At 57.8% G+C, this 13,093-nt stretch carries 9 protein-coding genes and 1 pseudogene; 6 read left to right on the forward strand and 4 right to left on the reverse strand.

The features are described from left to right. Positions 1 to 9: 9 nt before the first annotated feature. Both uxuA and KCG46_RS00315 read left to right on the forward strand, forming a co-directional pair. Positions 10 to 1,191, forward strand: coding sequence for a mannonate dehydratase (gene uxuA, locus KCG46_RS00310; RefSeq protein ID WP_218403390.1), 1,182 nt, complete (start codon positions 10 to 12; stop codon positions 1,189 to 1,191). A 145-nt stretch (positions 1,192 to 1,336) separates the two neighbouring features. Continuing rightward, a complete protein-coding gene (locus KCG46_RS00315) occupies positions 1,337 to 1,708 on the forward strand; it encodes a hypothetical protein (RefSeq protein ID WP_218403391.1) in 372 nt (123 codons plus the stop codon). A gap of 281 nt (positions 1,709 to 1,989) precedes the next feature. On the opposite strand, the gene KCG46_RS00320 is transcribed toward KCG46_RS00315, so the two are convergent. The 3 genes from KCG46_RS00320 to KCG46_RS00330 form a co-directional block, all read right to left on the reverse strand. Then, the gene (locus KCG46_RS00320) at positions 1,990 to 2,793 is read right to left on the reverse strand and encodes an SDR family oxidoreductase (RefSeq protein WP_218405201.1); all 804 of its coding nucleotides are present in this window, start codon (positions 2,791 to 2,793) and stop codon (positions 1,990 to 1,992) included. Between the two features lie 90 nt (positions 2,794 to 2,883). After that, positions 2,884 to 4,023, reverse strand: a complete 1,140-nt coding sequence (locus KCG46_RS00325; RefSeq protein ID WP_218403392.1) for an acyl-CoA dehydrogenase family protein — start codon at positions 4,021 to 4,023, stop codon at positions 2,884 to 2,886. A gap of 81 nt (positions 4,024 to 4,104) precedes the next feature. Continuing rightward, complete coding sequence (locus tag KCG46_RS00330) at positions 4,105 to 5,295, reverse strand: acyl-CoA dehydrogenase family protein (protein ID WP_218403393.1); 1,191 nt, start codon at positions 5,293 to 5,295, stop codon at positions 4,105 to 4,107. A 234-nt stretch (positions 5,296 to 5,529) separates the two neighbouring features. Here KCG46_RS00330 and KCG46_RS00335 point away from each other — a divergent pair. The 4 genes and pseudogenes from KCG46_RS00335 to KCG46_RS00350 all read left to right on the forward strand — a co-directional run bounded on the left by KCG46_RS00335 (position 5,530) and on the right by KCG46_RS00350 (position 10,837). Next, a pseudogene (locus KCG46_RS00335) lies at positions 5,530 to 7,002 on the forward strand (MFS transporter). A gap of 86 nt (positions 7,003 to 7,088) precedes the next feature. Next, the gene (locus KCG46_RS00340) at positions 7,089 to 8,426 is read left to right on the forward strand and encodes an acyl-CoA dehydrogenase family protein (protein ID WP_218403394.1); all 1,338 of its coding nucleotides are present in this window, start codon (positions 7,089 to 7,091) and stop codon (positions 8,424 to 8,426) included. A gap of 28 nt (positions 8,427 to 8,454) precedes the next feature. Further along, positions 8,455 to 9,543, forward strand: a complete 1,089-nt coding sequence (locus tag KCG46_RS00345; protein WP_218403395.1) for a Zn-dependent alcohol dehydrogenase — start codon at positions 8,455 to 8,457, stop codon at positions 9,541 to 9,543. Between the two features lie 217 nt (positions 9,544 to 9,760). After that, positions 9,761 to 10,837: a phosphotransferase family protein gene (locus tag KCG46_RS00350; RefSeq protein WP_218403396.1), complete on the forward strand. Its 1,077-nt coding sequence runs from the start codon at positions 9,761 to 9,763 to the stop codon at positions 10,835 to 10,837. Between the two features lie 8 nt (positions 10,838 to 10,845). Here KCG46_RS00350 and KCG46_RS00355 read toward each other — a convergent pair whose 3' ends face one another. Next, positions 10,846 to 13,053, reverse strand: a complete 2,208-nt coding sequence (locus KCG46_RS00355) for a S8 family peptidase (RefSeq protein WP_369410140.1) — start codon at positions 13,051 to 13,053, stop codon at positions 10,846 to 10,848. Between the last annotated feature and the right edge of the window lie 40 nt (positions 13,054 to 13,093).

Below are 13,093 nucleotides of genomic sequence, written 5' to 3' on the forward strand. Positions count from 1 at the left end.
CACGAGCGAATGCGCGAATCCTGGCGATGGTTTGGTCCTGACGACCCGGTTTCCCTTGCGGAAATTCGTCAAACCGGCGCGACTGATATCGTCAGCGCCTTGCACCATATCCCGATTGGCGAAGTTTGGCCGCGTGATCAAATTGCCGCGCACCGTGCATTGATAGAAAGCGGCAACGTCGCGGGCTCTCAGCTGCGCTGGACCGTGGTGGAAAGCATCCCTGTGCATGACGACATCAAACTCGCCGTTGGCGGGCATGAGGCTTACGTTGACGCGTGGATCGAAAGCATGGCGAACCTCGCTGCAGAGGGCGTGAAAACTATCTGCTACAATTTCATGCCGGTGATCGATTGGACGCGTACCGACCTAAAGTACCAATTGCCCAGCGGTGCATTCGCTTTGCGGTTCGATCAGGACCGCTTTGCCGCGTTCGACCTATTTGTCCTAGCGCGCGATGGAGCCGAAGCGGATTACAGCGACGCGGAGTTTGCCCGCGCAAAATCAGCCTATGATGCCTTGCCATCAGGCGAGATTGCGGCTCTCACAAAGACAATTATCGCCGGATTGCCGGGCAAGATGACGGAAGCCTACTCACTGGAGGATTTTCGCGGCGCTCTGGCGCGATATGCCGGTATCGATCACGATCACTTGCGCGCCAATCTGATCGGGTTTCTGGAGCGGGTGCTGCCCGCCGCGGAGAAGCTGGATGTGATGCTGGCGATCCATCCGGACGATCCGCCTTGGGATATGTTCGGCCTGCCCCGCGTGATCTGTACGCCCGATGATCTCGATAAGCTTTTCACCGCCGCGCCCAGCCCTTGCAACGGCATGACGCTGTGCGTGGGCACCTATGGCAGCCGCCCGGACAATGACTTGCCGCAAATGGCGCGCGATTACCGTGAACGCATTCACTTCGCCCACCTGCGCGGCGTAACCCGTGATCCCAGCGAGCAGCGGTCTTTCATCGAAGCCAGCCATCTGGACAGCGACATCGACATGGTTCGCGTGATCCGCAACTTGCTCGAAAACGAAGGCGTTACGCAGCGCGAAATCTTCATCCGGCCCGATCACGGCCATTTGATGATGGGCGATGTCAGCCGCACGTCCAACCCAGGCTATTCGGCAATCGGCCGCATGAAAGGCCTCGCCGAGATTCGCGGTGTCATACGGGCGGTTTCCGAGGTTGGGTAAGACGGTTGAGCGAAACCCATCCATGTTCTTGCCCTGAATTCACACGAAAGAAATGTGAAGAGGCCTAGGTCTTGGCAACAACCGATCAAGGAACCCTACAATGCACTTTCAGCAATTTTTGGTCAGAGCCGCTCTTCCGATCGTTTTGGCCAGCACAGGCGTATCGGCGGCAGCGTGCCAGGGTATTCAGTTTGAAACGATCACCACTATCGCGTCACCTTCTCCTCAAACCGATATCGGCGAAGGCAAAGTGCAACTGAAAATTCGGGTGAGCGAGCAGCAATTCAAGAAAAACGTCGAGAACCGCGCTTATATCGAAGCCGATATTGTTTCGGGCGGTTCCTCTAAACAGGTGCAGATCAAGCTGCCCATGGTGACCAGTTGTGGCAGCGTCAGCCAGCCCGGTGTCGGTGTCCACTATGTGGTTGGACAATACACCAAAGAGAAAATTGGGGACGCCAAAAAGCTCGTCTTCCTGCCGAAGTACCAGACCCGCAAGCGGCAATTCCTGCGGTAAACGGCGGCTATTTTCCTACAATTGATGAAAAAGCTAATGCGTGGGTGCTCTTTCTCATCGTCGGCTCGCATGCGCCATTACACCAAGAGGCGCGGAAAGTTGGACATGTGTCATGTGTGTCCTACTTTGTGCTTTTCTCGAAAAATCAGCACTCTAACCCTGTAGGCATCGCATGACATGTTGGAGAATGTGTCACCCGTTCCCTACAGTAGGTACGCACAAAAAAGCCCGCCGGATTGCTCCAGCGGGCTTTTTAGAACCAGAGTTTCAATGCGGCTTGGTTAGCCAGCCGGATCGTTGAACATGGCTGGCAGGGCCGCGTTCACAACGCCGCCATCGACGGTCACTGTGTCGCCCACCACATAATCGCCTGCGCGGCTGCACAGGTAAATTGCGGCGGCGGCCATGTCTTCTTTGGTGCCGACCCGTTTGGACGGGATCATCGCAGCCGATGCGTCCGGCGCGTTTTTCGCGGCCTTGTTCATCTCGCTCGGGAATGCGCCCGGCGCGATGGACGTGACGATGATATTGTCCTGAATCAGACGCGCAGCCATGCGCCGGGTCAGCTGAATCACGGCGGCTTTCGATGCCTGATACGGATAGGTCTCCCACGGGTTGATCCGCTGCCCGTCAATGGACGAAACATGGATCACCTTCGCCGGATGGCCCGATTGGCCGCCTGCAACCAGCAGATCGTGCAGCTTTTGCGTCAGGAAAAACGGCGTTTTGACGTTCAGATCCATCGTGCGGTGCCAGCCCGCTTCGCTGAATTCGAGGTAAGGCTGACCCCATGCTGCGCCCGCATTGTTGATCAGAATGTCGAGCTTTTCTTCGCGCTTCGCCATTTCATCGGCGAGCGCCTGCATACCGTCCATCTGGCTGAGATCGGCAGGAATACCGATGACTTTATCCTCACCGAATTCAGCAATGGTTTCCTGCATCTGCTCGACCTTACGAGCCGAAATATAGACCCGTGCGCAGCCTGCGGCGAGCAAGCCTTCGACGAACATCTTGCCGATCCCGCGCGATCCGCCGGTGACAAGTGCAACGCGGCCATCAAGACCGAATAGTGATTGAATATCCATCATTTTGAATTTCTCCGTTCACCCTGAGCCTGTCGAAGGGTGTTGGCGCTTGGTTCGTACTTCGACAGGCTCAGCACGAACGAAAATGGCTTAATAACCGCTCATTTCTGCAACGCGATTGGCGTGGAAATACGCATCGCCGAGGAATTCCTGCAAAGCGCGGTCGCGCTTCATATAGAGGCCAATGTCGTATTCATCGGTCATGCCGACGCCGCCGTGCATCTGGACGCCTTCTTTCACGGCTAGGCCTGCGGTCTTCGCGACCTTGGCTTTCGCAACCGAGCTCATCAGCTCGGCTTTCTCGCTGCCGCCGTCGAGCAATTGCTGGGCCTTAATGACAGCAGCGCGGGCGATTTCGACCTCGGAATAGAGGTGCGAGGCGCGGTGCTGGAGGGCCTGAAACTCGCCAATCAGCTTGCCGAATTGCTTGCGCTGTTTGAGGTAGTCGACAGTGATATCCATCGCTCCGCTCGCAACGCCAACGCCTTCGGCAGCTGCACCGATACGGCCTGCGGTGAGCATGGCGTTGAGCACTTCGCGCCCGCCATCGACTTCGCCGATGACCGCGTCACCATCCAGTTCGACACCGTCAAACTTGGTGTGGGTCGCCACCGAGCTGTCAACGAGGCGCACCGAATCGTGGCTCATATTCGCTGCATCTTTCGGCACGGCGAAAAGGGTGATGCCGTCTTCGTCTTCGTCCGATCCGCTGGTGCGCGCCGCGACGACAAGCATATCCGCGCTCGCGCCTTGGATGACAAAGCTTTTGGAGCCGCTGAGTTTGAACCCGTTGCCGGATTTTTCCGCTTTTGTGGTGATGCGGCTTGGGCGGTGCTTCGGCGTCTCATCGATGGCGACGGCAAACACGCTATCCCCTTCGATCAAGCCCGGCAGATAACGGCCTTTGAGATCGTTCGAACCATGTTTCAGAGCCGTAGCGGCCAAGACGGAAGATGTCAGAAACGGCGACGGCGTGAGATTGCGGCCAATCTCTTCAAGCACAATGCCCGCTTCGACATGGCCCATGCCAAGCCCGCCATCGTCTTCACCGACAAGCATGCCGGTAAAGCCCATTTCGGCCATCTGCTTCCACAGTCCATGGCCAAACCCGTCGGGGCAATCGCGGTCACGCCAATGGCGCAATTGGTCTTTGATGTTGCCTTGGTCGGCCATAAAACTGGTCGCGGTATCGGCCAGCATCGCCTGATCTTCATCGTGATAAAGGGGCATATCCCTTGGTCCTCTCTGGAGAATTTTTAAGCGGGCCGCCCTCATTTGTGCGGGGCGGCCCTGCTGAATTGGTGCGGTGGTTTACGAACCAGGCAGATCGAGAATGCGTTTGGAAATCACGTTTAGCATGACTTCCGATGTACCGCCTTCGATCGAGTTTGCTTTGGTCCGCAGCCAACCACGCGATGGCTTACCACCGCTGGTTTCTTCGCTGTCCCATTCGAGAGAGCGCGAACCACCAGCCGTCATCATCAATTCATGCCGGCGCTTGTTCAGTTCGGTGCCGGCATATTTCATCATGTTCGGCTGCGCCGGATGTGCTTTCCCGACTTTGATTTCGTCGAGGAATTTCTCACCCATTGCGCCGTATGCAAGCGCATCGACATCGAACATCGCCAGTTCGGCGCGCAGCACCGGATCAAGCTCATCGCCTGCTTTGCTGGCGTGGCGCGACATGGCAGAGCCGACCGTGCCGGTGTTGCCGCCATCCGCGCCGGAAATCATCTCACGCTCATGGCCGAGCAGATATTTCGCAACGTCCCAGCCGCGATTGATCTCTCCGACATAGGCAGGGATGCCCTCGCCATAGGATTTCGGCACCTTCACATCCTCCATGAAGGTTTCGCAGAACGGTGAGCTGCCGCTGATCAGTTTGATCGGCTTGGTCGAGCAACCCTCGCTGGCCGTATCGAACAGCATGAAGGTGATGCCTTTATACTTGTTCTCTTTGTCGGTGCGAACGAGGCAGAAAATCCAGTCGGCCTGATCGGCGTAGGATGTCCAGACCTTCTGACCGTTCACGACCCAGTGGTCGCCCTTGTCCTCGCCAAATGTTTGCAAGCTGACGAGGTCGCTGCCTGAACCTGGCTCTGAATATCCTTGGCACCAGCGGATTTCGCCGCGGGCGATCTGACTGAGGAAGTGCTTCTTCTGCTCTTCGGTGCCGAAATGAAGAAGCGCTGGGCCGAGCATCCAGATACCGAACGAACTAAGCGGGATGCGCGCCTTGATACGGGTCATTTCCTGACGCAGCACTTTTGCCTCGGCAGGCGAAAGGCCAGCGCCGCCATATTCTTTCGGCCATGCTGGCACAGTGTACCCTTTGGCCACGCAGGCTTCGAACCATGCTTTCTGCGCGTCGCTTTTGAAGGTCGCGCGGCGGCCGCCCCAGTAAATGTCTTCCTCATCGCGCACAGGCTCGCGCATTTCGGCGGGGCAGTTCGCCTCCAGCCAGCTGCGGGTTTCTTCGCGGAATGTTTCCAGATCGGACATTGGCCGACTCTCCTCTTTGTAATCCCAATTAACGCTTACGTTATGGGAAATTTGGGCGTCGCTGCAAGCGCTCAAATAGAGGAAACGCGCCAAATGCGCATGCCGTAGCGTCACACCGGTTTCATTTCGCTATGGATTGACGCGCGCCGAAGTGTCCGTAGGTTTGCAGGCATTGAGTTGGGAGAGAGATGTGACGGGATTCGAAAGCGCTTCGGCGTGCAACAGGTGCCGCGCGTGAGCCTTGTTCAGGGCAAATTGCCGCTGCGGCTTAAGTTGATCCACGGGTTTGGCGCGGTCGCATTCGGCGTGAAAGACGGCGGATTTCTGTTCTTTCTGCTGTTCTACTACAGCCAGGTCTTGGGTATGGATGCTGGGCTGGTTGGCCTGATCCTGCTTGCGGCATTGTTGATTGATGCATTTGTCGATCCGATCATCGGCTACCTCTCGGATCGAACCTACACCCGCTGGGGCAGACGCTTGCCCTGGCTTTATGTGGCACCAATACCGCTTGCGTTCGTGTGGGTAATGCTTTGGTCGCCCCCGGGCGGTGAGGCGCCAACAGCCCTCGGATTGCTTGGAACGATGGTCGCTGTCCGGCTGTTGCTGTCGGCTTGCGAGGTGCCTTCTGTCAGCCTCGTTCCTGAACTGACATCCGATTACACCGAACGCACCACCCTGTTCCGTTATCGCTACCTTTCGGGATGGCTCGGTGGGATTTTCATGATGATCCTTGCATACACCGTTTTTATGCCCGGCGAGAACGGACTGCTGGTTCAAGAAGGCTATCCAGCATGGGGCACATTCGGCGCGATCTTGATGGCAGTTGCGGTTCTGGGTTCGGCCATAGGCCAGCACCATATCGTTGCAAAACTGCCTGAGACAAAACCGCCGCCCTTCAGCCTCAGGGATGCGTTCTCTGAAATCAAAGAGGCTTTTAGCGAGAAGGCGTTTCTGATTTTCGCAGCAGGCGGACTAGCAGCCTACATAAGCCAAGGGATGACGTTTTCGATTTCAAACTATCTCAACGTCTATGTGTGACAATTGGACGGCGTGAATTTTGGATGGGGCCCCGCGTGGCTTAATGGCCTTACCGCCTACCCGCTTGTTCTCGCGGTGTCTGTGATCGGTATGTTTGTGATCGTCGGACCAATGCACGAACGGCTTGGCAAACCGAAAAGCGCGGCTGTTAGCGCGATCATTGCGCTCGTTATCGGCCTCCTGCCCTACGCCATGTTCATGGCAGGTTTCTGGCCGGAAATCGGCTCGCTGTCTTCAACCGCGCTGTATTACGTTTTTGTGATTTTCGCGAATATGTTCGGGGTGGTCATTATGATTTCGGCTTCGTCGATGATCGCGGAAATCGTGGAAGCGTTTGAAGAGCGCACCGGACGGCGCGCCGAGGCCTCGTTTTATTCAGGCAACTGGCTGGTGCAGAAATGCGCGACGGGGTTTGGCGCGGCGCTGACTGGACAAATCATCGGACTATCGCAGCTTGAGCAAGGGGCGGAGGCTGCCAGCGTGCCATTTGAAGTTCTGTCGACGATCATTATCGCCTTTGCGATCGCGACAGTCATCCTCGCGATTTTCGCTGCCTATTGGCTCGGCAAGTTCCCTATCACCCGCGAACAGCACGAAGCGCGTATCGCAGCGCGCGAAGCCGCTCTGGCAGCTCCAGCGATCCGAAGCGATCCGCAACCCGGCGCATAAATGAGAGCTTGGCGCGGCCTGCGCGAAGTGCCACGGTCGCCCGCAACAGATTCGATTTCAATTAAGGACTAGAGAGGAAAACCCCCATGGATTTTCAGCCAACCGAACGTCAGGTCTATTGGCGTGACCGCGTACGCGATTTCATCGAAACGCATGTTCGCCCGAACATGGATACCTACAAAGAGCAGGACATGGCCGGTGATCGCTGGAAAGTGATCCAGATCATCGAAGACAAAAAGAAGCTCGCAAAAGACGCCGGCATCTGGAACCTGTTTATGCCGCCGCGCAATGACGGGCATCATCACGTCGAGGAATCCTTCGAGTTTGAAGGCCCCGGTCTCACCAACCTAGAATACGCTTTGTGCGCCGAAGAGATGGGCCGCATCGGCTGGGCCAGCGAAGTCTTCAACTGCTCCGCGCCAGACACCGGCAATATGGAAGTGTTCCACCGCTACGGCACTGCCGAACAAAAGGAACAATGGCTGCGACCGATCATGAACGGCGAAATTCGTTCTGCCTTCCTTATGACCGAGCCGTTCACCGCTTCCTCCGATGCAACCAACATCGAAACCCGGATTGAACGCGACGGTGATGAATATGTCATCAATGGCCGCAAATGGTGGTCTTCGGGCCTCGGCGATCCGCGTTGCAAAGTGTCCATCGTAATGGGCAAAACAGACCCGACTGCGGGCCGCCATGCACAGCAATCCATGCTGCTCATGCCGAATGACGCGCCGGGTGTGAACATCATCCGCCACCTGCCGGTGTTCGGATATGACGATGCGCCGCATGGCCATATGGAAGTCGAAATGAAGGACGTCCGCGTCCCTGTGACCAATATGCTGCTGGGCGAAGGTCGCGGTTTCGAGATCGCTCAGGGGCGCCTCGGCCCGGGCCGTATCCACCACTGCATGCGCACCATTGGTGTGGCCGAAGAAGCGCTGGCGAAGATGTGCAAACGCCTTCAGGAGCGCGAAGCGTTCGGCAAACCGATCTACAAGCATTCGGTATGGGAAGAGCGCGTTGCGCGCGCCCGCATCGATATCGACATGACCCGTCTGCTCTGCCTGAAAGCGGCCGATATGATGGACAAGGTCGGCAACAAATCGGCAAAGCAAGAAATCGCGATGATCAAGGTTCAGGCGCCGAATATGGCCCTGAAAATCATCGACGACGCGATTCAGGCCCATGGCGGCGGCGGCGTATCGAACGATTACGGCCTTGCCAATGCGTACGCGCATCAGCGCACTCTTCGTCTGGCTGACGGCCCTGACGAAGTTCACGCTCGCTCAATCGCGCGCATGGAGTTTGGCAAACATGTTCCGGAAGCCGGTCCGACTGCCAACGCCCTTCGCGGTGACAGCGGACGTGCAGCCAACGACAGCGGCAACATGAGCTCGGGCGATATGGGCGCAACGCGCTAAACCGCGCAGGCAAGGGAGAGAGCCTGACATGGCGAAAGCAGCAATTCTGAAAACACCGGGTGAAGGTCTGGAGATCGGCGAGATTGAACTCGCCGATCCCATGCCTCATGAAGTTCTGATCGACACAAAGGCCTGCGGGCTGTGTCATTCAGACCTGCACTTTATTGACGGTCACTACCCGCATGCGCTTCCTGCTGTGCCGGGGCATGAGGCGGCCGGCGTCGTGCGCGCGGTGGGATCGGAAGTAAAAACGGTGAAGCCGGGCGACCATGTCGTCTCCTGCCTCAGCGCATTTTGCGGAACCTGCGAGTTTTGTGTCACGGGCCGTATGGCGCTGTGCCTCGGCGGGGCCACGCGCCGCGGCAAAACTGACGCGCCTCGCATGACGCTGGCTGGCGGTGATCCGGTCAATCAGATGCTGAACTTGTCGGCTTTGTCATCTCAGATGCTGATCCACGAAAATGCCTGCGTTGCTATCGACAAGAATATGCCGCTGGACCGGGCAGCTGTAATTGGCTGCGCTGTTACAACGGGTGCAGGCACGATCTTTAACGCCTGTGCAGTGACGCCGGGCGAAACGGTTCTGGTGGTCGGTTGCGGCGGGGTCGGCCTTGCGGCCATCAACGCGGCCAAGATTGCGGGCGCTGGCAAAGTGATCGCCGCTGATCCGCTTCCCGAAAAGCGCGCACTTGCTGAGACTCTGGGCGCGACCCATACGGTCGATGCTTTGGCCGATGATGCGGCAAAGCAGATTATCGGCATTTCCGGCGGCGGCGTTGATTGGGGTATCGAAGCGGTCGGACGTCAGGCGTCTGCCGATCTTGCCGTAGCCAGTCTGAGACGCGGCGGCACGGCTGTCATCCTCGGCATGATGCCACTCGATTGCAAAGTCGGCCTTGGCGCGATGGACTTGCTGGGCGGTAAAAAACTGATGGGCGCGATTATGGGGATGAACCACTTCCCGGTCGACCTCCCTCGCCTCGTTGATTTCTATATGCGCGGGCTCCTCGATCTCGACACGATCATTGCCGAGCGGATCAGCCTCGACGATGTAAATGCCGGTTTCGATAAAATGCGCGGCGGCAGCCATGCGCGCAGCGTGGTGATGTTCGACTAAGGCGCAGCGGCTGGCCTGTCCTACAGCCGGTGAATTGGGTAGAACCGGTGTCACTGGCGACGGGCACAAGATCAGCGCGCTTTATGGAAAGTCACAGACTGACAAGCGATTGCGGCGATAAACGGCAGAAATAAAACGATTTTGCGTGGATGATCACACAGTTCGGAACTCCGGTTTGTGTCACCCGCGCGGCGTCAAACAGACGGGAATAGGTAGAATGGGCGAGATCGACTTCGATAAGGAAATGGTTGGCACAGTCGAAGTGCCAGAAGCTGACAAGCTGGATATGGCCAAGCTGACGGCGTGGTTTGAAGCCAATGTCGAAGGGTTTGAAGGCCCGATCAGCTACACCAAATTCAAGGGCGGCCAGTCCAACCCGACCTACAAGATCGAAACGCCGTCTACGAATTACGTGCTGCGCCGCCAACCCTTCGGCAAATTGCTGCCGAGCGCGCATGCGGTCGACCGCGAATACAAAGCCATGACCGGCCTGCATCCGACAGGCTTTCCGGTGCCGAAAACTTACGGTCTTTGCGAAGATCCTGAGGTTTTGGGTTCAAAATTCTTCGTGATGAGCATGGCCGATGGTCGCTCGCTGTGGAACGGCGCGCTGCCAAACAGTTCACCCGAAGAGCGCCGCGAGCTTTATAACGCTTTGATCGACACGATTGCAGACATGCATCTCAACAAGCCAGACGAAATCGGCCTGGGCGATTACGGCAAGCCGACCGATTACTGCGCGCGGCAAATCTCGCGTTGGTCAAAGCAATACAAGCTCTCCGAAACCGAGCACATGCCGGAAATGGAAAAGCTGATCGAATGGCTGCCGCAAACCATTCCGCCGCAGCATGAAAGCAGTGTTGTTCACGGCGATTACCGGCTCGACAATGTGATCTTTCATAAAACCGAAAGCCGAGTCATTGCGGTGCTCGATTGGGAGCTTTCGACGCTGGGCGATCCGATTGCCGATTTCAGCTATTTGATGCTCAACTGGTTTCAACCCTCCGACGATGGCCGCGCCGGATTGCTGGGCCTCAATCTAGAAGAGCTCGGCATTCCAACAGTCGAACAGGCGGTTGAACGCTATGTCGCGCGCACCGGCTATCCAGTGCCGCCGATGGATTGGTACTTCGCCTACAACTTGTTCCGTCTCGCGGGCATTATGCAGGGCATCAAGAAACGCGTCATTGATGGCACGGCTTCATCTGCGCACGCAAAAGCGATGAGCGACCGCGTGGCTCCCTTAGTCGAGCGGGCGGCGCAGTTTGCCCGCGCCGCCGGAATGCCCGGCTAAATTGCTACCTAGAACGACGCGTTGAAGCTGACGAGCGCGCCCACATCATCTGGCGCGCTTGAGAAATGCCCCGGTTCGCTGCGGTAAAACACACTGGCACGGGCATAGCCGACAAACAGCGGAGCGCCCCACGTCATCTCGCCCATCAACTCGCGTCCTTCAGGGGACAAGGATAGCTTCTGGCGGCCAATGATCGGTGTTTCCGTGGCATAGTCATAGGCAACCGGCAGATCGAGGTTCAGCCCGCCGCCGCTAACGCGCAAAGGCTGGCTGACGCGAAAGCCGATCGCATCGCCGCCCGTGAATGTTCCGCGCCGGGTCAAATCCAGCGACCATGCTTCCGATAGCAATTGCGAACCGCCGCCAAGCAGTTCGCCGCCGCGCGGATTGGTCACACCGGCGCGGCCTGATACTCCCAGCCGCCACGAAGGTGCAAAGCGCCACACGGCATTGCCATCGACAAACATCGTATCCGCGCCGGTCAACCCCAATGCGGAATTGAAATGCCCGCCCAAAAGCGTGTTTTCCTCAGACAGCCAGGTCAGCGACATGTTGGTATCGAAGTTGCCAAAGCTGCGATCCGCGGCAATGCCGACGCTGGATGTCGGGCGGCGCTCTCGCACTCCGAACACAACGTCACCGGCCCGCCGATTGTCGCCAAGCCAAGCATTCCCGCTTTCACCAGAGACCGTCAGTCCCCAATCGCCAATTTCACGGCGCACTGCGAATGCAACATCGCTGCTGGCAAGAAAACCGCTGTCATTGCCCGCCTGCGGTGCAATCGCGAAAGCGGCGCGATCTGTGCCCTGTAACTGTCCGACCAGCCCTTTTGAGCCTTGCGATATCGCAAAGCCAAGCTGGAGATCAGGTGAAATTTGCGCCGCAACGCGGGCCGCTAAGACTCTCGCGCCGAGCGCTTCATCCGGCGTCAATTGCAGGTCACTTGACCAGCCAAGCCCGGCCGCGCGATCACCTTCGCCAACGGTTACCGCCAACGATAGGCCTCCGCCCCCAGCCGAGCGTGTGTAGCCGCCCTGCTGCACAGCGCCGCGCAGACGCTGAACCTGCGCAGCCGACTGTGTTTGACCGCCCAATGCAACATTGTACGCGCGCCGGTATTCATCAAGCACAACGGTCGTCAACGATGCCCCTGTCAGCGCATCACCCATGGCCGCCGAACCAAGCGCAAAATTGTCGGCCAATGCCAACGTCCGGTCTGTTCCCGCGAGACTGGTCGCGCCCGAAGGAGCGATCGCAGCGGTTATATCGAGGATACCCGTTCCAAACGTCGTGTCTGTCCCCGCATCACCTGCATCGCGCGCGGTATCGAGAAGTATTTCTACAATCTCCTGTGCTGTCAGATTTGGAAACGCTTGCGCGAGCAAGGCGACAGCACCGGATACTTGAGGCGCGGCAAAGCTGGTGCCTGAAAAGACGGTTACGAAACGCTGGCCATCCACCTCTTCAACAAAAAGGTCGCCTTCGTCGTAAACACAGCAAATCCGCTCGCCGAATGCGGTCAGATATGATGCGGCATCACGGCCTGCGCGGTTACTGAAATCTGAAATCTCGCCCTGACTGTCGACCGATCCGACAATGATCACATTACCATTACCTGCCCGCAGAATGCTCGCTCCAAAAGGATCGGGCTGGTCGGGATCGATGCCCTCTTCCGATCCGTCTCCGCCATTTCCTGCCGCGACAATGATGACAATGCCCGCGTCGGTTGCATCACGAATAGCGCTCAAAACACCTTGTGAGGCAGCCCCGCCGCCAAGGCTCAAGTTGATGACGGTAGATCCGGCGTCGATTGCAACCCGAATGCCGCGCGCGATATCACTATCGGCCAATGTGCATCCAAGTGTTGGATCATCGGGCGTATCAGTGCCGCATGTCCCTACCCCGTCTCCTCGCAGCGCGAGTATCTGGGATTCGAAAGCGATGCCTACAACGCCGGTGCCGTCACGGCCTGCTGCCGCGACCAGCGATACATTGGTACCGTGATCGTCTTCTGGATCAACGCCGCGATCGCCTGCGACATCCTGTGAAAGGGGGTGAATTCGGCCCGTAAACTCGGGGCTGTCGCTATCAATGCCAGTGTCGATAACTGCAATAATCTCTCCATCACCGGTAAAACCCTGCCGCCATGCATCGTCCGCGCCATGAAAAGCCGGACCGTCTGAACGGCGAAATTCCGCCGTATCGATATTGGTCACGGGCGGAGGTGGCGGCGGCGGCGGAGGAGGGGGTGGTGGA

The sequence above is a fragment of the Erythrobacter crassostreae genome (assembly GCF_019204045.1).
GTDB lineage: Bacteria > Pseudomonadota > Alphaproteobacteria > Sphingomonadales > Sphingomonadaceae > Erythrobacter > Erythrobacter crassostreae.